This is a genomic window from Curtobacterium sp. MCLR17_044 (genome assembly GCF_003234435.1).
Taxonomy (GTDB): domain Bacteria; phylum Actinomycetota; class Actinomycetes; order Actinomycetales; family Microbacteriaceae; genus Curtobacterium; species Curtobacterium flaccumfaciens.
In genome coordinates this window covers 1-19686 of the sequence record NZ_QKTC01000012.1, presented here as the reverse complement: position 1 = coordinate 19686, position 19686 = coordinate 1, and the positions used below count along the sequence as shown (strand labels likewise).

General features: G+C 71.5%; 16 protein-coding genes and 1 tRNA gene. 8 read left to right on the top strand and 9 right to left on the bottom strand.

Annotation, left to right across the window (positions count from 1 at the left end; all coding sequences use genetic code 11):
* Positions 1-10: 10 nt before the first annotated feature.
* On the bottom strand, positions 11-883 hold the full coding sequence (locus DEJ04_RS09970; RefSeq protein ID WP_017887994.1) for a CoA ester lyase: 873 nt from the start codon (positions 881-883) through the stop codon (positions 11-13).
* A gap of 185 nt (positions 884-1068) precedes the next feature.
* Between DEJ04_RS09970 and DEJ04_RS09965 the strand changes: the two genes are divergently transcribed.
* Positions 1069-4896: an ATP-binding protein gene (locus DEJ04_RS09965; RefSeq protein WP_111046978.1), complete on the top strand. Its 3828-nt coding sequence runs from the start codon at positions 1069-1071 to the stop codon at positions 4894-4896.
* A 355-nt stretch (positions 4897-5251) separates the two neighbouring features.
* On the top strand, positions 5252-5836 hold the full coding sequence (locus DEJ04_RS09955) for a CDP-alcohol phosphatidyltransferase family protein (protein ID WP_051596961.1): 585 nt from the start codon (positions 5252-5254) through the stop codon (positions 5834-5836).
* Positions 5837-5932: 96 nt separating this feature from the next.
* On the opposite strand, the gene mscL is transcribed toward DEJ04_RS09955, so the two are convergent.
* The 3 genes from mscL to DEJ04_RS09940 all read right to left on the bottom strand — a co-directional run bounded on the left by mscL (position 5933) and on the right by DEJ04_RS09940 (position 7384).
* The gene (mscL, locus tag DEJ04_RS09950) at positions 5933-6430 is read right to left on the bottom strand and encodes a large conductance mechanosensitive channel protein MscL (protein ID WP_111046976.1); all 498 of its coding nucleotides are present in this window, start codon (positions 6428-6430) and stop codon (positions 5933-5935) included.
* A gap of 77 nt (positions 6431-6507) precedes the next feature.
* Positions 6508-6798 (bottom strand): FmdB family zinc ribbon protein, encoded by a 291-nt coding sequence (locus DEJ04_RS09945; protein WP_027466562.1) that lies wholly within the window; start codon positions 6796-6798, stop codon positions 6508-6510.
* A gap of 1 nt (position 6799) precedes the next feature.
* Complete coding sequence (locus tag DEJ04_RS09940; protein WP_111024332.1) at positions 6800-7384, bottom strand: 5-formyltetrahydrofolate cyclo-ligase; 585 nt, start codon at positions 7382-7384, stop codon at positions 6800-6802.
* 114 nt (positions 7385-7498) lie between these two features.
* Here DEJ04_RS09940 and galU point away from each other — a divergent pair, with 114 nt between their 5' ends.
* The 5 genes from galU (at position 7499) to DEJ04_RS09915 (ending at position 12591) form a co-directional block, all read left to right on the top strand.
* The gene (gene galU, locus DEJ04_RS09935) at positions 7499-8389 is read left to right on the top strand and encodes a UTP--glucose-1-phosphate uridylyltransferase GalU (protein ID WP_027466560.1); all 891 of its coding nucleotides are present in this window, start codon (positions 7499-7501) and stop codon (positions 8387-8389) included.
* An 87-nt stretch (positions 8390-8476) separates the two neighbouring features.
* Positions 8477-9136, top strand: a complete 660-nt coding sequence (locus DEJ04_RS09930; protein WP_017887986.1) for a GNAT family N-acetyltransferase — start codon at positions 8477-8479, stop codon at positions 9134-9136.
* A gap of 118 nt (positions 9137-9254) precedes the next feature.
* Positions 9255-10367 carry a hypothetical protein gene (locus DEJ04_RS09925; RefSeq protein ID WP_111046975.1) on the top strand — a complete coding sequence of 371 codons (1113 nt, stop codon included), beginning with the start codon at positions 9255-9257 and terminating at the stop codon, positions 10365-10367.
* Between the two features lie 73 nt (positions 10368-10440).
* Positions 10441-10516 (top strand) — tRNA-Ala (locus tag DEJ04_RS09920).
* Between the two features lie 197 nt (positions 10517-10713).
* Complete coding sequence (locus DEJ04_RS09915) at positions 10714-12591, top strand: hypothetical protein (RefSeq protein ID WP_111046974.1); 1878 nt, start codon at positions 10714-10716, stop codon at positions 12589-12591.
* Between the two features lie 156 nt (positions 12592-12747).
* Here the strand turns inward: DEJ04_RS09915 and DEJ04_RS09910 are convergent, their stop codons facing one another.
* A complete protein-coding gene (locus tag DEJ04_RS09910) occupies positions 12748-13131 on the bottom strand; it encodes a hypothetical protein (RefSeq protein ID WP_071405149.1) in 384 nt (127 codons plus the stop codon).
* Positions 13132-13236: 105 nt separating this feature from the next.
* Here DEJ04_RS09910 and DEJ04_RS09905 point away from each other — a divergent pair, with 105 nt between their 5' ends.
* On the top strand, positions 13237-14295 hold the full coding sequence (locus DEJ04_RS09905) for an amidase domain-containing protein (protein WP_258371347.1): 1059 nt from the start codon (positions 13237-13239) through the stop codon (positions 14293-14295).
* A 104-nt stretch (positions 14296-14399) separates the two neighbouring features.
* On the opposite strand, the gene DEJ04_RS09900 is transcribed toward DEJ04_RS09905, so the two are convergent.
* The 4 genes from DEJ04_RS09900 to DEJ04_RS09885 all read right to left on the bottom strand — a co-directional run.
* On the bottom strand, positions 14400-15620 hold the full coding sequence (locus DEJ04_RS09900) for a hypothetical protein (protein WP_181437788.1): 1221 nt from the start codon (positions 15618-15620) through the stop codon (positions 14400-14402).
* 150 nt (positions 15621-15770) lie between these two features.
* Positions 15771-17675, bottom strand: coding sequence for a glycoside hydrolase family 2 protein (locus tag DEJ04_RS09895; protein WP_181437787.1), 1905 nt, complete (start codon positions 17673-17675; stop codon positions 15771-15773).
* Between the two features lie 90 nt (positions 17676-17765).
* Positions 17766-18221, bottom strand: a complete 456-nt coding sequence (locus tag DEJ04_RS09890) for a MaoC/PaaZ C-terminal domain-containing protein (RefSeq protein ID WP_111046973.1) — start codon at positions 18219-18221, stop codon at positions 17766-17768.
* Between the two features lie 20 nt (positions 18222-18241).
* On the bottom strand, positions 18242-19686 hold a 1445-nt coding region (locus DEJ04_RS09885; protein ID WP_111046972.1), incomplete at its 5' end, for a CHAD domain-containing protein.

Below are 19686 nucleotides of genomic sequence, written 5' to 3'. Positions count from 1 at the left end.
GCGTGCAGTCCTACCGCGCCTCGACCCCGAACGCCTGTGCGAGCCGCTGGATCTTCTGCGCCCGACCGAGCCGTGGCAGGTCGGAACCGTCGCGGATGACCCGGCCGCGGGCCTCGAAGTCGTCGAGGAAGTCCTGCGCCCAGGCGACGTCGGTCGGTGTGGGGGAGATGACCTCGTTGATGACGGGGAGCTGCTCGGTGTCCAGGCAGAGCTTGCCGGTGAGGCCGAGCGACACCGCCACCTGCGACTGCTCGCGGAGGATCGGGTGCGACGACCCGACCGTGGGGCCGTCGATCGGGCCCGGCAGGTCGCCGACGCGCGAGGCGACGACCAGCTTCGACCGCGGGTACGCCATCGCGAGCGTGTCGGCGCTGGTCCCGGTGTCGCGGCGGTAGTCGCCGGAACCGAAGGCCAGGCGGAACGCGCCCTGCGCCTTGGCGATCGACACGGACTCCTCGATGCCCAGGGCCGACTCGACCAGGGCGATCACCGGCGTCTGGCCGCCGAGCCGGTGCCAGGTGTCGGTGACCTGGGCGGGGGACTCGGTCTTGGCGAGCATGACGCCCTGCAGCCCGGGCAGGCCGCGGAGCTCCTCGACGTCGTCCGCCCAGAAGTCCGTCGTGACGTCGTTGATGCGCACCCAGGCCTCGCCACCGCCGGCCAGCCAGGCGGCGACGCCCTGCCGGGCCGAGGGCTTCGCGGCGGGGTCGACGGCGTCCTCGATGTCCAGGATGATCTGGTCGGCGCGGGAGCGCTGGGACTTGTCGAACCGGTCGGTGGCGGTGCCGGAGACCAGCAGCCATGACCGTGAGATCTCGGCGGGGACCGATCGACGCCGGTTCGGCGTGGGGGCGGACGGAGCGGTGCGGTCGTCGATGGCCATGCCCCGTTGGTACCACACCGAACGGGGCTGCCGTCGGATCGGGCGCGCCGCACGTCGGGTCGGACGGTGGCGCACGTCGGGCCGGACGGCGGTCACGTCCGTGCGGAAACCCCGAAACCTCGGTTCATTGCCAGAGAGGCCGTCCGGTTCCGCCTACAGTGTCGGATGTGTGGCGAGCGGACAGGGTGACCGACGGTGAGGACGACGTGAACGACGACGTCCCCGTCGAAGGTGCCCGCGCGCGCCCCGACGACGATCGAGACGAGCAGCAGGACGTGGACCAGGAACGGACCGACGACGAGCCGGACCGCACGCTCCGCCCGGAGCTGCAGATGACGAGCCCGCAGGCGATCAGCCTCGGCGACCCGCGGTTGCAGGCCGGCAACGCGGCCGAACCGACGTGGGACGGCTGGCGCACCCAGCTGACCGGTGTCGGCGGCACGAGCCCGCTCACGCACTTCAGCGACCACCCGCGCGCCCGCATCGAGCTCTCGACCACCCACCCGGGCGGTCTCGCGCAGTTCATCACCGGCAAGACGACCCTGCTGTCCAGCCTGATCCGCGACGAGGTGGCGCTCCGTGCCGCCCGCGTGGCCGCCGGACACGTCGAGGCGAAGGGCACCGAGCTGGCCACCGTGCGCGGCATCGACGCCGTGAAGCTCGGCATCGGCATGGCCGACTGGAAGCACGGCGACGAGCAGTTCCGCGGCCCGGTGCTCCTGCGTCCCCTGGCGATCCGCCGGCACGGACGCGACTTCGAGGTGCGCCTGCTCGGCGAACCGGTGCTCAACCCGGGCCTCGCCGACGCGCTGCACGAGCAGTTCGGGGTCATCCTCGACGCGCAGTCCTTCGTGGCCCTCGCGCAGCAGGACGGCTCGTTCACGCCGAACCCCGTCATCGACCGCCTGCGTGGCCTGACCGCGCACATCCCCGGCTTCTCGGTGCACGCACGCCTCGTGGTGTCCACCTTCGCCGAGGTCGCGACCGGCATGGTCGAGGACACCGGCGACCTGTCGCACCCCGTGCTCGACGCCCTCGCCGGTAACCCGAGCGCGAAGTGGCAGGTCGAGCAGTCCTACCACCCGGTCGAGCAGACCCCGTCGGACGAGCGCAGCCCGGAGACCGACACGCTCCTGCTCGACGCCGACGACGAGCAGGAGAACGTGATCGCGCAGATCACGGCCGGCAACTCCATCGTCGTGAAGACCCTGCCCGGCACCGGTGGCACCCAGACGATCGTGAACGCCCTGGGTGGCCTGGTCGCCGCGAACAAGCGCGTGCTCGTCGTGAGCCCGCGCCGCGCCACCCTGCGGGGCATCGCCGCTCGCTTCGGCGAGGTCCAGCTGTCCGGGGTCGCGGTCACGCCGTCGACCCTGCGCCGTGACGTCGTCCGTGCGATCGCCCGGAACGAGAAGGCGGCGCGTCCGAACCTCCGCGAGGTCGACGACGCCCTGGTCCGGCTGCGCAAGGTGCTCAAGGACTACCGCGGCTCGCTCACCCGCAAGGACCCCGACTTCGGCGTCTCGGTGCTCGACTGCCTGGTGGAGCTGTCGCGCCTGTCGCTGCTGCCCGTCGCCCCGTCGACCACCGCGCGCCTGTCGAAGCAGTCCGTCGCCTCGATGGTCGAGGGCCGCTCGCGCGTCGCCGAGACGATGGTCAGCGCCGCGAACCTCGGTGAGTTCCGCTACGGCCCCGACGACTCGCCCTGGTACGGCGCGAAGTTCGGTTCGAGCGACGGCGCCCAGCGTGCGCACCGCATCGCGAAGGACCTCGACGCCGACGGTCTGCCGACCCTGCTCCGCCGCGCCCACGACCTGGTGAGCTCGACGCACATGCGCCAGTTCACGACGATCAACGAGCTCGGCATCTACCTGCGCCTGCTCACCGAGATCCGTGACACGCTCGACCGCTTCCTGCCGGTGGTCTTCGACCGCTCGGTGTCCGAGCTCGTGGCCGCCACCGCCCCCCGCGGCGAGGGCGCCCCGATGTCGTCGACGAACCGTCGCCGGCTCAAGAAGCTCGCCCGCGAGTACGTCCGTCCGGGCGTGCACGTGTCCGACCTGCACGAGGCCCTGACCCGCGTCCAGCAGCAGCGGGTGCTCTGGCAGCGCTACGTCGCCGCCGGCGTGAACCCCGAGGTGCCCACGGGCATCGCCGACGTCCAGGTGCTGTTCTCGAACGTCGCCGAGGACCTCGCGCGCCTCGACGAGCCGCTGGGTCGCACCGAGCGTGACCGCCAGCTCGCGAACATCCCGGTCGACCAGCTCGTCCCGACCATCGCCGAGCTCGCCGCCGAGTCCGACGTCCTGCACAACCTGCAGGAGCGCACCGAGCTCATGCAGACCCTGCGCGACCTGCAGCTCGAACCGCTCATCACCGACCTGGCGAACCGGCACGTGCCGGACGTGCAGGTGCCGGCCGAGCTCGAGCTCGCCTGGTGGCAGTCCGCCCTCGAGACCATGCTCGAGTCCGACCGGGCGCTGCTCGGCGCGAACACCGACATGCTCGACCGGGTCGAGGCCGACTTCCGCCTGGTGGACGACGCCCACGCGGCCGGGGTCTCCCAGGGCCTGGCGTGGCAGCTCGCCGAGAACTGGAAGGTCGGTCTCGTCGACTGGCCCGAAGAAGCGACCGCACTCAAGACCCAGCTCCGCGACGGCGCGATCACCTCGCGCCTGCTGCAGGACTCCGCACCGCACCTGTCCCGGTCGATCGCACCCGTCTGGCTCGCCAGCCCGTACGAGGTGCCGCAGATCGCCGACACGATGCCCTTCGACACGGTGATCCTGGTCGACGCCGGCGCCGTGACGATCGCCGAGACCGTCGGTGCCGTCCGTCGTGCCCGCCAGACCGTCGTGTTCGGCGACCCGGTCACCCAGACGCCGTCGCCGTTCCGCATCGCCGTGGACCCGGAGCACCGGGCGCTGCAGGTCGACGAGGGCACGCTCGACGCGTTCCACGCCGACTCCGCCCTGGCGAAGCTGTCCACCCTGCTGCCGACCCTGTCACTGTCGCGGTCGTACCGCGCCGGCGGCGAGGACCTGGCCGAGCTCGTGAACCGTCGCTTCTACGGCGGCAAGATCGAGTCCCTGCCGTGGGCCGGCTCGTTCCTCGGCCACGGCTCGATCGCGCTCGACTACGTCAGCGACGGCAAGGCTGTCCCGGACCCCGAGTCCGGTGCCGTCGAGAGCGTCGATGCCGAGGTCGACCGCGTGGTCCGCCTCGTCATCGACCACGCCCGCACCCGTCCGACCGAGTCGCTCATGGTCATCACCGCATCGGCGAAGCACGCCGTGCGCGTCGAGCAGGCCGTGCTGACCGCCGCCCAGGGCCACAAGGACCTGACCGAGTTCGTCATCGGCGACCGTGCCGAGCCGTTCATCGTGGCGACGCTCGAGCAGTCGGTGGCGCAGAGCCGCGACCGCGTCGTGTTCTCCATCGGCTACGGCCGGACCCCGCACGGCCGTGTGCTGCGCGACTTCGGTCCGCTCGGCAAGCCCGGCGGCGAGCGGCTGCTGGCCGTCGCCATGACCCGCGCCCGTCGGTCGATGGTCATCGTCACCTGCTTCCAGCCGTCGGACATCGAGGCCGAGCGCATGGGCCACGGCACCGTCGCCCTCGCCGAGATCCTGGCCGAGGTGCGGGCCCGCACCACCGCCGAGTACGTGCCGGACGACTCCGACCCGCTGCTCGTCGACCTGGCCCGGCGCCTCGAGATGCGTGGCATCCCGGTCGCGCTCGGACACCGAGGCAAGCTCGGCCTCGTCGCCGCGCACGGCGGAGTCTGCGTCACGATCGAGACCGACGCGTCGCTGGTCAAGGGATCGCTGCGCGAGTCCCTGCGCCTGCGCCCCGAGGTGCTCCGCCGACTCGGCTGGCACTACGTACGCGTGCACGCGTTCCAGCTGTTCTCCGACCCGGACCGCGTCGCCGACACCGTCGCGTCCGTGCTCGGGGTCGACCGCGGTGCCACGCAGGAGATCTCGATACCGCCGATCCCCGCCCGCCGATGAGCACGCAGGATCTCCATCCCGTCGTGCCCGGCATCGGCCCCGCGCGCCGATGAGCCGCCGGGCCTCGCGGCCCGCCGGTCCGGTGACGCCGGAGTCGGACCAGCTGGTGGGCACGTGGACGCGGGTCGACGACGCGTCGTCAGCCGTGCCTCCCGTCCGTCCCGCAGCTGACGGAGGCGAGACGGCGGACCAGCCGGGAGGCCCGGTGCGGCGCCGCAGACGCGTCACCACCCAGCCGGTGGCGGGCTACGACCCGACGCCGCCACCGGAACCGGCGCGGCACCGCGACGGTGAGAACGACGACCAGCTCCGGCGCGACGTCCCCCCGCACTGGTAACCGGTAGCCTGGCCCGTGATGACTGACACCGCGCGACAGCGCCCCGACTGGCAGACCTGGCCGAACCTGATCACGCTGTTCCGCCTCGTGCTGATCCCGGTGTTCATCGGCCTCGTCGTCGCCGGCCACCCGGGGTGGGCGCTCGTCGCCCTCGTCGTGATCGGCGTGAGCGACTGGGCGGACGGCTTCATCGCCCGCAAGTTCGACCAGGGCTCCAAGCTCGGCAAGGCCATCGACCCCGTCGCCGACCGCCTGGCGATCATCGCGATCGTGCTGTCCCTGGTGCTCGTCGGCCTACTGCCCTGGTGGGTGGTGGCCGTCGTCGTGCTCGTCGACCTGGTGCTCGTCGTCCTGTCGAGCGTGCTGTTCCACGGCAACCCGGACCTCGACGTCACGTGGACGGGCAAGATCCGCTCGGCCCTGCTGTTCGTCGGGCTGCCGGTGCTGCTGTTCTCCGCGGTGCACACCGTCGACGAGAACGCGCCGTGGGTCCGGGTCGTGGCCCTGGTGTTCGTGTACCTCGGCACCGCGGGGCACGTGCTCGCCGGCGCGCAGTACGCCGTCGCGATGTTCGCGAAGCGCCGCGCGGTCCCCGCCGCCTGACGGGCCCCTCTTCGCAAAACACCGGTGTTCACGCTGCGCACCGCGGTTTGCGGGTGTGCAGCGCGCGAACACCGGTGTCTTGCGAAGGCGCCGGGGCTAGAGCTTCGTCGTGCCGCCGATGCCGGGCCCCTCGGGAGCGTTCGACGGGGCGATGTGTGCGCCCGTGCTGGTCGCGCCGCCGTTCTGCGGGCGGAGCAGGTCGCGGATCTCGAGCAGCACCTCGACGTCGGTCGGGGGCACGTCCTGCGGGGTCTGCTGCTCGTCGTTCTTGACACGCTCGAACGCCACCTTCTTCAGGTGGTTGACGGGCACGACGAGCGCGAAGTACACGACCGCGGCGACGATGACGAAGTTGATGACCGCGCCGATGATCGCGCCGAAGAGGATCTCCGCCGGCTTGCCGCCGGACACCGTCGGAATCCTCCAGACGAGCGCCGTGTCCAGGCTCGAGGCGTTGAACACCGCACCGATGAGCGGGTTGATCAGGGCGTTGACGATCGTGGTGACGATCGCGGTGAACGCCGCACCGATGACGACTGCGACGGCCAGGTCGATGACGTTGCCGCGGAGCAGGAACTCCTTGAAGCCCTTCATGCGAGGGTCTCCTTCCGGGTCGAGGACGGCCGCCGAGTGGCGACGCGCCCCAACCTATCCGGAGAGCGCAGACCGCGTCAGGACGCGGCGGGCTTCGAGCCGCTGGGCTTCGACTCGGCCTTCTTCGCCGGCTCGGACTTCTTCGGCTCGGACTTCGCCGGGGTGCTCGACGAGCCCTCGGACTTCGGGGCCGGGCGCGAGTCGGTGCGGTAGAAGCCGCCGCCGTTGAAGGTCACGCCGACCGGGGAGAACACCTTCCGCAGGACGCCGCCGCAGACCGGGCACTCCGTCAGGGTGGCGTCGGAGAAGGACTGCTTGATGTCGAACGCGTTGTCGCACTCGGTGCAACGGTACGAGTAGGTGGGCACGTCAGCTCCGGAACGTGATGATGCGCGACGGCGTGATGATGCCGTCAACGGGTTCGTCGTGGGGTTCGCGCGGGACCTCGTCGAGGTACTCCGCGTCGAAGATCACAGCATAGACGGGCGGACGGTTCGCCATGGACCCGAGGGTCTTGTCGTAGTAGCCGCGCCCCCAGCCCATGCGGACGCCGTCGTGCCCGACCGCCGCCGCCGGGGCCAGGATCGCGTCGACGTCGTTGATCGCGAGCGGGGACAGGACCTCGCCGACGACCTCGGGCAGGCCGAGCAGGCTCTCGGTCTCGCTCTCGCCGTCGCCGACGGCCCAGTCGAGCAGGCCGTCCTCGCGGGTGATCGGCAGCAGCACGCGGATGCCCTGCCCGAACGCCCAGTTCAGGAACGGCCGGACGTTCGGCTCGTCCGGTGCGGACAGGTACAGGGCGAGGGACGTCACCTGGCGCTCCTCGACGAAGCGCTGCAGGGTCGCGGTCAGGGTCTCGGTGTCCGCGTCGCGTTCGGTCGTGGTCCGGGTGCGCCGCCGCTGCCGGAGTTCGGCTCGCAGGGCGCGCTTCTCGTTCCCGAGATCGGCGATCATGCGCAGGAGTCTACCGAGGGGCACGGTTGCGGCTTCCCGCCGGGAACACGCGGGGTCCCGTGTCCCCCGGAGCGACGACATGCCCTCGAAAGGGGGATCGGATACGGTCTGAGCATGGGCTTCCAGATTTCGAAGGCGGTGATCCCGGCCGCAGGGCTGGGTACCCGCTTCCTCCCCGCGACCAAGGCGATGCCGAAGGAGATGCTCCCCGTCGTCGACAAGCCGGCCATCCAGTACGTGGTGGAAGAGGCTGTCGGTGCCGGGCTGACCGACGTGCTGATGATCACCGGGCGCAACAAGAACGCGCTCGAGAACCACTTCGACCACGTGTCGGAGCTCGAGGAGACCCTCCGCAAGAAGGGCGACCACGAGAAGCTGCAGAAGGTGAACCAGTCGACGGACCTCGCCGACATGCACTACGTGCGACAGGGTGACCCGCTCGGCCTCGGCCACGCGGTGCTCCGCGCGAAGATGCACGTCGGCCGCGAGCCGTTCGCCGTGCTCCTCGGTGACGACATCATCGACGCTCGTGACCCGCTGCTCCAGCGCATGATCGAGGTCCAGGGCGAGAAGAACGCCACCATCGTGGCCCTGCTCGAGGTCCCCGAGTCGCAGACCCACCTGTACGGCATCGCCACGGTCGAGCCGACCGACACCGACGACGTGGTGAAGATCACCGGCCTCGTCGAGAAGCCCCCGCAGGGCGAGGCGCCCTCGAACCTGGCCATCATCGGCCGCTACGTCATCCGTCCCGAGGTCTTCGACGTCCTCGAGAAGCAGGAGCCGGGCAAGGGCGGCGAGATCCAGCTGACCGACGCGCTCATGAAGATGGCGAGCGCCGAAGAGTGGACCGGCGGCGTGTACGGCGTCGTGTTCCGTGGACGCCGGTACGACACGGGTGACAAACTCGACTACATCAAGGCGATCGTGCAGCTCGCCTCGGACCGCGATGACCTCGGCCCCGACCTCAAGTCGTGGCTGAAGGAGTTCAACGCGGGCGAATAGTCGGCCATCCCGCTCGGGTCCGGTGATCACGGACCCGGGCGGGACACCCCGTCCCGCACCGGGGCGGGACCCCGGAGGAACCCAGCGATGACGACGATCCCGACCCTGTCCCACGGGCGGGTCACCATCCGGCCCCTCCGGCTCCGCGACACCCGCGACCTCGACGCCGCCCTCGCGACGAACCGTTCGTGGCTCCGAACATGGGAGGCCACGAACCCCTCCGGTCACGTCTCCACGGACGTCCGAGGCAGCATCCGTGCGCTCCAGGCCAATGCCCGCGCGGGACTCGGACTCCCGTTCGCGATGGAGCTCGACGGCCGCTTCGTCGGGCAGCTCAACGTCTCCGGCATCTCCTACGGCTCGCTCGCGAGTGCCTCCATCGGCTACTGGGTCGTCGAGGACGCCGCCGGCCACAACGTGACGCCGATCTCGGTCGCCCTCGCCGTCGACCACTGCTTCCGCTCGCTCGGCGTGCACCGGATCGAGATCTGCATCCGGCCGGAGAACGCCCCGAGCCTGCGCGTCGTCGAGAAGCTCGGCTTCCGGTACGAGGGACTCCGTCGCCGGTACATCCACATCAACGGGGACTGGCGCGACCACTTCTGCTTCGCGCTGGTGGCCGAAGAGGTCCGCGGGGGCGTCCTCGAACGCTGGGTTCAGGGGCAGGTGCCGCCCGGCGTGGGGACCGTGCCGCTCGCCGCACGCGACGAGGCGGCGATGCCGCTGGACACGACGCCCCGCATCTGACGTCCCACGTCTGACGGGCCTGGAGGCGCGGCTCGCCTCCCACGGATTCCGCCCCGACACGCGCAACACGCGTCCGGCAATGACGCGGCGCGGGAACCGCCGCCCCTACCGTGTTCGCATGGCAGGAATCGGCTCGTGGGGTGGCGGCATCGTCCTGCTCGTCGCGGCCGTCCTCTGGCTCGTCTACCTGATGCCGTCGTGGGCCGCCCGCCGCCAGTACCTGGCCACCGAGCGGAACGCCATCCGGCTGCAGCAGACCCTCCGGATCCTCGCGCAGACCGCCGAGCTGCCGGACGAGGTCCGCATCGAGATGAACGCGAAGTCCCTCGCCCAGGCGCAGCGCGTCGCCCGGTCCGAAGAGGCCAAGCGCACGGCCATCGTCCGAGCCCACGAAGCCGCACGGCAGCGTGAGATCACCCGCCGCCTGGCCGAGCAGGCACCGGTGCTCGAGCGGGCGTCCGCCGTGCCGGCCCTGACCGCGATGCGCATGCGCCGTTCCCGGCTCGGGGCGACCCTGTTCGGCACGCTCGGCGTCGTCATCGCCCTCGTGGTCTTCGTCGCGGCACCGTCGCTCTGGCTCGTCGGTGTCGCCGGCCTCGTCGCCGCCGGCGGGTCCGCAGCGGTCCTGGCCCAGCTGCACCAGGTGGCGACGGCGCGGAAGCAGCGTCTCGCGGCCGCCGAGACGGGCGCGACCCGCGCCTCCCGGCCGTCCACCGCATGGACGGACCCGGCGCCGCCCCTGTCGACCGAGCAGCCTGCCGAGCCTGCAGCAGACCGCTCCTGGACCCCGAACCACGTTCCGAAACCCCTCTACGTGGAGCGGCCGGCCGCTCCGGCCGCGTCGCCCGAGTCGTCGGCGGAACTCGCTGCCCGCCTGAAGGAGCGCGTCGCCGCGGCCAAGGCGGAAGCCGAGGCCGAAGCGGCCGCGATCCGGGCCGGGGAGTCCGACCCGTCGCTGGCGCGGGTGTCGCGGATGCGACCCGAACTGGAAGAGGCTGCGGCGTCGCTGTCCGCGCACGACCAGGGGCGTCTGGCCGAGCGGCTCGGGCTCCGGGCCCCCGCCGCCCCTGCCGCCCCTGCCGCGTCGGCCGGCGTTGCTCCCGGCGCTCCTGCTCCCGCCGACGAGCCCGCCGGGCCGCCGAGCAAGTGGGCCGGCATGGGTGTCCTCGACGACGACGCCTACCAGCAGGCCGACCTCGACGCGATCATGCGACGGCGCCGCGCGGTCTGACCCGCGGCACGCCCGAAGGGCCACCCGCGATTTCAGCTGGGCGGAACGAGGGTGCTAGTGTGGTCGAGCACTTGGGGCTATGGCGCAGTTGGTAGCGCGTCTCGTTCGCAATGAGAAGGTCAGGGGTTCGAATCCCCTTAGCTCCACCAGGTAGCAACCACGAGAACGGCCCGGAACCCACAGGTTCCGGGCCGTTCTGTCGTTGGCGGTCGTGTCGAGGGGATCGTCCTCCACAGGCCGATTCAGGTAGATCGTTCGACACAGTTCACGGACAGGGGTGGTGTGTTGTCCAACGCACCGCCCTAGACTCCCCGTGCGCCGACCGGCGCGGGAAACGGGGGAACACGTGCGCTTCAGGACCGCCATCGCATCGATCGGCACGGTGCTCGCCGTCGCCGCCGGCCTCGCTGTCGTCGGACCGGTCGCGCCGGCATCGGCAGCGGCCCCGACGACCGGCCGATTCACCGCCGTCGCACCGGCACGAGCCTGGTCCGGCACCGCGACGAGCACCGCGACGACGGTCACCCTCGGCGGCAGGAACGGCATCCCCGCTTCGGCCACGGCTGTCGTGCTCACCGCGACGGTGAACGCGCCAAGCGCCGCCGGGTACGTCAGTGTTGCCCCTGCCGGCAGCACGGCGAGCCCCGCGATCCAGAACTTCCGCCGGGGGCAGCCGATCTCCGGCACGACCACGGTCGGCCTCACCTCGGGCAAGGCCCAGGTGAAGGTGTCCGCGGGCAAGGCCACCGTTTCGCTCGACGTTGCGGGGTGGTACGGCACGAGTGCATCCGGTTCCACGTACACGCCGCTGCCGCCGACGAACGTGCTGAACGGAACGGTGTCCACCGCGGCGAAGAAGATCGTGGTCGCGGGGAAGGCGGGTGTCCCGGCGAACGCCACCGCAGTGGTGCTCCAGACCGACGTCTCCCGCCCCGCAACGAGTGGTCGGCTGCGGATCACCCCGTCCGGCAACAACGCCGGGGTCGTCTCGTTGATGTACGAGAAGGGCATCACCGTCGCCAACACGACCACGGTCAGGCTCTCCGGCGGCGCCGTGCAAGCGCGAGTCTCCTCCGGATCCGCACGGGTGCTCGCCGACGTGGTCGGGTACTACGCGCCGAACGCCAACGGTTCGGTCTTCGTCCCCGCGCACCCGGTCCGAGCTGCGACCGTCGCTGCCGGGACCACCGCGAAGAAGGTCACCGTCGCCGGCACCGCAGGTGTCCCGCGCAATGCGACCGCTGCGGTCATCAACGCGAAGGTCGGCAAGGGAAGCACCGGGGGATCACTCCGCGTCGTCGGTGCGGGGCTGGCCTCGAGCGTGCCGACGCAGGTCTACGCCAAGGGGCAGACAATCGGGAACGCCTTGATCGCGCCGCTCGCAGCCGGAGGGCAGGTGCAGGCGAAGGTGTCCGGCGGGACTGCGACGGTCTACGTCGACGTCGTGGGGTACTTCCTCGATGGATCGACGGGTTCGGGGACCGGCGTGGACATCTCCTGGCCGCAGTGCGGCAAGACCGTCCCCACCGACCAGTCGTTCGGGATCGTCGGGGTGAACGGTGAACGCGCCAACACGACGAACCCCTGCTTGCAACAGCAGCTCGGCTGGGCCGAGGCCTCCGCCGGCGGCACCGCCCAGCCGACGACGCAGGTCTACTCGCTCTTCACGAACCCCGGGGCACGGGCAGCCTCGGTGTGGCCGACGTCGAACCTCGCGCCGAACGGCCAGACAGTCGCTGTGCCCACGGCGTACGGCATCTGCACACCGCAGTCCGGTGCGCAGTCGACCTGGAAGACGACGGCAGCGTGCTCGTACATGTACGGGTACGCCCGCGCCTACGAAGCAGCCAACACCCGCGGAGTCACCAATCCTGGTCAGTACCGCTGGTGGCTCGACGTCGAGACCGGGCTGTCGTACGTCACCTCGGACGCCGGGCAGAACCGTGCGGCGCTCGAGGGCATGACGAAGGCCCTGCAGGACGCGGGAGTGACCCAGATCGGGGTCTACTCGACCTCGTACCAGTTCAACAAGATCATGGGGACCGTCCCGGCATCGAGTCCGCTCCGGCCGCTGCCGAGCTGGATCGCGCTCGGTGCAGCCCGACTCGACCAGGCTCAGGCGGCCTGCTCCGGCGCTCGTCTGCTCGGTGGACCCATCAGGATGACGCAGTACGTCACGCCGTTCGGCTCGACCGCGATCGACCGCGACTGGTCCTGCAGCTGACGCAGGGGCACGCGACCTGCGACGGTTCGCGAGCGGATCGGCGCGCATCATGACGGCGAGCGCGAGTCGCAGACGGGCGGGAGGCCCGGTGCCAGCTGGCACCGGGCCTCCCGCCCGTCTGTGACTCGCGTCGGACCCGTCCCCGCCGTCGACGTGTCAGCCGGCGATGCTCTCCGTCAGCACGCCGGACTGCGCGAAGGTGGTGTGGATCGCGTTCGCGGCCTGCTCGAAGGCACGGTTGCCGCGGGAGATGCCGAGCGCTCCACCCTTGATCGCGGACTTGCCCGAGCCGCGCAGCAGTCGGGCGACCGTGCGGCCGTCCGGGGCGATCATGATCTGCACGTCGAGGCGGGTGTGGAACGTGCGGTCGTTCGCCATGCCGCCGATGAGCAGCGTCAGGCCGAGGCTGCCGCGGGTCGCACGGAGTGCCCCTTGCTCGGCGTCGTCGACGGTGTAGCCCTCGCGGGACAGGGCCTCGCGCACCTGGGCACGGGCGGTCTCGGGGTCGGTGGCGACGAAGAAGTCGTGGCTCTCGGGCATGTGTGTTCCTTCCGAACGGGTCCGCTGGGACACGGAGGACGCTCGCCCCCGAAGACGATCATGCCGTGTCGGAACGACGGAGGTGTCGCTTACGCTGGTCGTGTCATGACTGCCTCGATGAACCGCCGCGCACTCCTGTCCCTCGCCGGCGTCGCCGGGATCGGGCTCGCCGTCGCGGCGTGCTCCTCCGGCAGCGACAAGGGCGGCGACTCGGGCAAGGGTTCGGGCGGCGGGCGCGGGAGCTCCGGGGGTGGGGACGCATCGTCCACCCCGACGGCGAAGCCCGTCGCGAAGGCCGTCACTCCGGCGCAGGTCCCGCTCGCCGGTGGCGTCACGATCACCGTGACGGGGACCGGACTCGCCGCCGTCAAGGGCGTCACCGTCGGCGGTGTCGCTGCGCGCGACGTCACGGCGACCGCGTCGAAGGTGACCTTCACGGCCCCACACCAGGCGATGTACACCGCCGGTGACGCCGACGTCGCGCTCTTCACCGCGGTGATCGAGCCCACCGCGTCGGCGAACCAGTCCTCTGACGGCAACGGCAGCGCCGCGAACGACGGGCAGAGCGGCGCCACCCAGGACACCGCGACGACCACGCCGACCCCGACCGCCGCCACGACACCCGCTGCGGGCAGCGCGGTCGCTTCGACCACCCTGGCCTACGCCGCACTGACCGACGTCGACCGGCAGCTCGCGTACGCGATGCGGTACTGGAAGGACTACAACCTCGCCGAGTACGGCACGATGAACCCGATCGGCGGCGACTGCGCGAACTACGTCAGCCAGACGCTCATCGCCCGCGGGTGGGAGCAGCGGTCCGACTGGTACAACCGGTCAGCCGGTGCCGAGCACAGTGCGACGTGGACCTACTGCCCGACGATGGACCCGTGGCTCGAGACCAACGCGGCCGAGTTCGGACTCACCCGGCGTTCGTCGGACGAGCGCGACAAGGTGCAGGTCGGCGACATCGTGTTCTTCGACTGGAACGCCAACGGGTCACCGGACCACACCACCATCGTGTCCGAGGTCTTCACCGAGCCCGACGGCACGATCCGCATCAAGTCGGCGAGCCACAACCAGGACGGCCCCTACCGCGACCTCGACGAGATGATCACGGTGCAGCACCCCGGCGGATCGGCCTGGTTCCACACGTTCGACGCGTAGCGCTGTCGCGGCCGCAAGACACCGGTGTTCGCGCGTCGCACCGCGGTCTGCGCGTGTTCAACCGGCGAACACCGGCGTTTTGCAGAGCCGACGACCAGCGCCGCTCACGGGTACCCGAGGAACCACAGCAGTACGATCGCGAGCGGCTGCAGGCACACCCCGACGACCAGACACGCCACCGTCCGCCGCCGTGTCCCCACGAAGACGTCCGACCCGAGCAACGGCGCCATCGGCATGAGCAACCGCGGCAACGACTGCTGCGGCAGGAACACCGCCACCAGGTACAGCCCGTAGGACGCCGTGAACGCGAGTACGTCGGTGCCCAGGGCCCTGGTCCTCCTGCGCGAGAAGAACCACACCGCGCCGGCGAGCACCACCACGACGAGTCCGATGCCGAGCGGCCCGAGCCACGTCGACGCCATCGTGAACCACGGCGTCAGCGGCGCGAAGTGCTGGCGCCCGACGAACCCCACCCACCACGACAGCTCGGTGTCCAGGTACGCGTTCGGTCGCCCGGTCACGGCCGTCGCGATGACGGGCCACGCAAGTCCCGCAGCCGCGACGACCAGGCCGGTCACCACGATCGCGATCCGGTCGCGCCACGGGAACGCGTCCTGCTGCCGGCGCCACGCCACCCACCGCAGGACCAGGTGCACAGCCAGTGCCAGCGCCAGCGCGAGGACCCCGGGCTTCGTGAACGCTGCCACGACACCGAGCGGCGCGATCAGCCAGTACCGACGCCGCACAAGCGCCAGCAGCGCGCCGAACAGCAGCACGAGCAGCAGGCTCTCCGCGTAGGCGACCTGCAGCAGGAACCCCGTCGGCGCGAACGCGAACAGGGCCGTCGCCCAGCGGGCCCGGTGCGAGCAGCCGACGGCGAGCACCAGCCGGTACAGCAGCACGCAGGCGCCCGCTCCGGCGATCGACGCCACCACGACCCCGGCGACCCAGAACGAGGCGCCGGTCAGCGTCATCAGGAGCCGCACGACCGCGGGGAACACCGGCAGGAACGCCCACGCGTTCGGCAGGACGTGCCCGGAGTCATCGGTCGGCAGCGTCGCCGGGTACCCGTGCTCCGCGATGATCCGGTAGAACGAGGCGTCCCACGAGCCCGAGAACGTGAAGAACGAGGGATCGTGCCGGTACGAGGCGAACGGCCAGCCGTTCGCGGTTGCCAGCAGGTACACGGTCGCCAGCAGCACGGTGCTGACCACCCGCGAGCCCGCCCAGATCAGCAGCGGTGCGGTCCAGGCGCTGCGCCGTCCGGTCAGCAGGCTGCGGAACCCCCGCCTGGAGGCCCGGCTCGCTTCCGCCACGCTCGTCACCCGCCCGATCCTCCCAGACCGCGGGCCGCACCCCGCATCGCGGGCCGTCCCGCGTCCGCCGCGACGTGCCCTGCGTGCTCCGGGAGCAGCGGTGGTCGGGTCCGTCTGCCGGACCCGACCACCGCTTCTCACGAAGTGCGGGCCTCCCGGCTAGCGCCCCGTGACCGCACGACGGATCTGCTCGATCGGGACCTTCGGGGAGCGGTCTGCGTTGAGCAGACCGTTCGTCTCCTGCATGGTGTCGGTGAGCTGCGTGTAGCAGGACCCGGCGAGGAACGAGCTCGCGCGGATCGCGTCGTACAGCGCGGTGATGCGGGCGACCCAGTCGTCGCCGTCAGTGGCCGACGTGTAGCCCCAGCCGTCCTCGCGCTGGACGCCCGGCTGGTAGTTCACGCCGCCGAACTCGGTGAGCATGACCGGCTGGCCGAGGTCCTCGGCGCCGCCGACGAGGATGCGCCGGTCCGCCGGGCCGATGCCACCGAGGAGTCGGGTCCGTGCGGTCTCGTCCGCGTAGGTGGCCGCGAGCCGGGGTCCGTCGCCCTCGTAGTCGTGGATCGTGACGATGTCGGAGTTCGTGTGCTCCCACCCGTCGTTGGAGATCACCGGACGCGTCGGGTCCAACGCCCGCGTGACGTCGGCGAGGGCCCGGGCGTAGGCCTGCTGGGCCGGGTCGGTGGCGATGTGCTGCACCCCCCAGCTCTCGTTGGCGGGCACCCACGTGACGATCGACGGGTGCGAGGCGTCACGCTCGACGGCGTCCATCCACTCACGCATCAGACGCTGCACGGCGCGCGGGGAGAACGCGTAGGCGCCGGGAGCCTCGCCCCACACCATGAGTCCGAGTCGGTCGGCCCAGTACAGGAACCGGGGGTCCTCGACCTTCTGGTGGTTGCGGGCCGCGTTGAAGCCGAGCTCCTTGATGAGTTCGACCTCGCGGCGGAGTGCCTGGCGGGACGGGGCGGCGATGTGCGACTCGGGCCAGTAGCCCTGGTTCAGGACACTGCGGACGTCATGGCGTCGGCCGTTGAGCAGGAACGCGCCGCCGTCGACCCCGACCGTCCGGATCCCGAAGTAGCTGGCGACGGCGTCGAGCGCGCCCGTGCCCACCGTCGTGCCGTTGCCGTTGCCGTTGCCGTTGCCGTTGCTGGAGCCCGGCAGCAGCGTGACCGTGGCGTCGATCAGCCGGGGCGTGTCCGGCGTCCAGTGCAGCTCGTCCTCGGCCTGACCGTTCGTCTGCCGCGCGATCGGCACGACCACGTCGAACTCGTCCCCGGTCTCGCTGACGGTGGTCTCGATCGTGGCGAGGTGCTCGTCGCGGTCGTCCCAGCGGGCATCGACGCGCAGGCGCTCGCCGCCGGTGCGGTGACCGTCGAGCCGGACCGTCAGGCGCATGGTCGCGTGGTCGACGTTCGTCCAGCGCAGGGACGCGATCGAGGCGGTCGGCACGGCCTCGAGCCAGACCGTCTGCCAGATCCCGGTGGTCCGGCGGTACCAGATCGCGTGCGGGTCCTCGTGCCAGTCCTGCTTGCCGCGCGGCTGGGTCAGGTCGTGCGGGTCGTCCTCGGCGCGGACCACCAGGGTGTGCGCGGCGTCGGGGTCCGTGGTCAGCGCCTCGGTGACGTCGAAGGAGAACGGGGTGTGGCCGCCCTCGTGCCCGCCGATGAACTGCCCGTCGATCCAGACGCGGGCACGGTGGTCGACGGCGCCGAAGTGCAGCACGAGTCGAGGCGCGCCGGTGCCGAACCCGGCGGCGTCGAGCTCGGCGCGGGTGATCGCCCGGGAGTACCAGACGACGGGGTGGAACCCGGGCTCGTCGATGCCCGAGGCCGGGGACTCCGGCGGGAACGGGACGACGATGTCCCGGGCGTCGCTGAAGCCGGTGCGCCAGGCCTCGTCGTCGCCGTCGTTCCGGAACGACCACGTGCCGTCGAGGTCGGCCCAGGCGGTGCGGAGCATCTGCGGCCGGGGGTACGTGCCGTCCTGCCGCGAAGCGAGGGGGAGGCCGGGGGCGGAAGCGGAGTCAGGTGCGGCCACGATGCCGTCGAGCGTGCTCATGCGTCCATGCTCCCGTGCGGGTACATCGTTGTAAAGAGGGAGCCGGGATTGCGTGGAGCAGGTTCCGCGGGGCGCTCGTCGAGCGGTCGCTCAGCCGATCGCGGCGTCGCGGGTGAGCACCATGACGTCCATCCGCCCCTGCTGGACGACCACGCCGTGCTGGTTCTGCAGGGCCACCGCCCGTTCGACGATCCCGGTCGTCCCCGAGCTCGTCAGCCGGGTGCCGAGGACCTCGACGGTGCAGGTCACGGTGTCGCCGATGAACACGGGCTCGGTGAACCGCCACTGGTCGATCCCGAGCAGTGCCACCGCGGACCCCTCGAAGACGCCCGTGCGCGCGATGAGCCCGAGGCACAGCGAGGTACCGAGCAGCCCGTGCACGATCCGCTGGCCGTACCGGGTCTTCCCCGCGAACTCGACGTCCGTGTGCACCTGGTTGTTGTCGTTCGTCCACGAGGCGAACGACACCACGTCCGCCTCGGTGATGGTGCGCCCCGGCGTGGTGAAGGTCTGTCCGGCAGCGAGGTCCTCGAAGTAGTGCGGCACGGCCCGATTCTCGCACCCGGTCAGAGCCGCGCGAGCAGCTTCCGCGATCGGTGCAGGCCCTGTGTGCTGGCCGCCTGCTCGGTCGTCGCCAGGACGCCGTACCCGAACGTGTCCTCGCCGTGCTGCGCTGCCACGGCTGCCAGCCGTCGGTACGCATCGGCTGCGTGTGCGGCGTCGAGCGTCTCGCCGAGGGTCTCCTGCACCCGTCGCAGTCGACCGAGCCGGCGCTTCCCGACGTCGGGCACGTCACCGGCCGCCTGCAGGGCATAGCGCAACCGGCACGCGGCCTTCCGGACCTCGTGCAGGGTGTCGAGGTCATCGCTCGGATCACCCAGCAGCCGACCGACGCGTGCCCGCTCGTGCCGGATGCGCCGGGCGGCGAACGTGGCCGCGTCGTCGTCCGCGTGCGGGCCGGCCGGTGCCCGGAGCAGCAGGTCGTCGAGGGCATCGAGTGTCCGGAACCAGGCGTCGGAGCGCAGCGCTCGCCGGAGTTCGGACGCGGCGACGCTGCGACGTTCCGCGGTCTCCGAAGCGATGCGGTCGAGGGTCTCGGCGTCCACGTACCCGTCGGGGGCGTGTGCCGCCGACCGGGACAGGCCGGCGTGCAGCACCTCGGCATCGCGAGCGGTCCCGGCGATCCGTCCGGTCTCGGCAAGGGCGGCACGGAGGTCTTCGGTCGCCTGGCGGTCGAGCGCGCCGCGGAACGCCGCGAGCACGCTCCGCAGGCGGCGCAGCACCTTCCGCAGGTCGTGCACGGCCTCGGACTCGTCGGCCCGTACCCGGGGGTCCGCCGCGACCAGGTCGCGCCGCAGGGCATCGAGCACCCGCAGGACGAACCCCGCGGCGGTGTCCGGCCGGGGGCGCTTCGCCCGGCCGCGTCGGCGCTCCGGCACCGGCTCCGGGCCCCGGGGGAGCGGCACCGACGAAACGTCCACCGGATCGGTCGCCGCGTCGTGCAGCGCTCGTTCGGCCGCTCGTGCCGTGGCACCGTCGCGTCCGTCGTCCGTCAGCGCCCACCACCGCGACGATCGCAGCACGGTGGTGTCCGGGTCGCCGTCGTCCACGCGCACGTCGGCGACCTCGGCCCGCACCCGGCCGTCCCTGCCACGGAGGGTCACGAGCGTCGTGGTGGTGTCACGGACCAGGACGGTCCGCAGTGGACGACCACGCAGGAACACCTCGACGGCGTCCCGTGGGGGATCGTCGGACACGCCCCCGAGCGGTTCCGGGCCGGTCCCGTGCCCGCCCCGGTCGATCGTCCAGTCGCCGTCCGGCAAGCGTGTGAGCACGACGCCCTCTGCGGCGAGCACCCGGTCGTCGGAGTCCCACACCGTCTCGCGGACCGTCACCGCTCCGTGGCGGCGGACGTCGGCGGCGAACGGCTCGAGTGCGGGGAGCCTGCGGTCGTCGAGGATCCGCCAGGTCCGGCGGGGGTCGGGGAGCGCACGTGCCTGTCTCTTATACA

Coding starts and splice junctions, on each gene's coding strand:
- DEJ04_RS09970 (WP_017887994.1), bottom strand. CDS start 883: ATGGCCATCGACGACCGCACCGCTCCGTCCGCCCCCACGCCGAACCGG.
- DEJ04_RS09910 (WP_071405149.1), bottom strand. CDS start 13,131: ATGCCCGAGAGCCACGACTTCTTCGTCGCCACCGACCCCGAGACCGCC.
- DEJ04_RS09930 (WP_017887986.1), top strand. CDS start 8,477: ATGACGACGATCCCGACCCTGTCCCACGGGCGGGTCACCATCCGGCCC.
- DEJ04_RS09940 (WP_111024332.1), bottom strand. CDS start 7,384: ATGATCGCCGATCTCGGGAACGAGAAGCGCGCCCTGCGAGCCGAACTC.
- mscL (WP_111046976.1), bottom strand. CDS start 6,430: ATGAAGGGCTTCAAGGAGTTCCTGCTCCGCGGCAACGTCATCGACCTG.
- galU (WP_027466560.1), top strand. CDS start 7,499: ATGGGCTTCCAGATTTCGAAGGCGGTGATCCCGGCCGCAGGGCTGGGT.
- DEJ04_RS09925 (WP_111046975.1), top strand. CDS start 9,255: ATGGCAGGAATCGGCTCGTGGGGTGGCGGCATCGTCCTGCTCGTCGCG.
- DEJ04_RS09955 (WP_051596961.1), top strand. CDS start 5,252: ATGACTGACACCGCGCGACAGCGCCCCGACTGGCAGACCTGGCCGAAC.
- DEJ04_RS09895 (WP_181437787.1), bottom strand. CDS start 17,675: ATGAGCACGCTCGACGGCATCGTGGCCGCACCTGACTCCGCTTCCGCC.
- DEJ04_RS09905 (WP_258371347.1), top strand. CDS start 13,237: ATGACTGCCTCGATGAACCGCCGCGCACTCCTGTCCCTCGCCGGCGTC.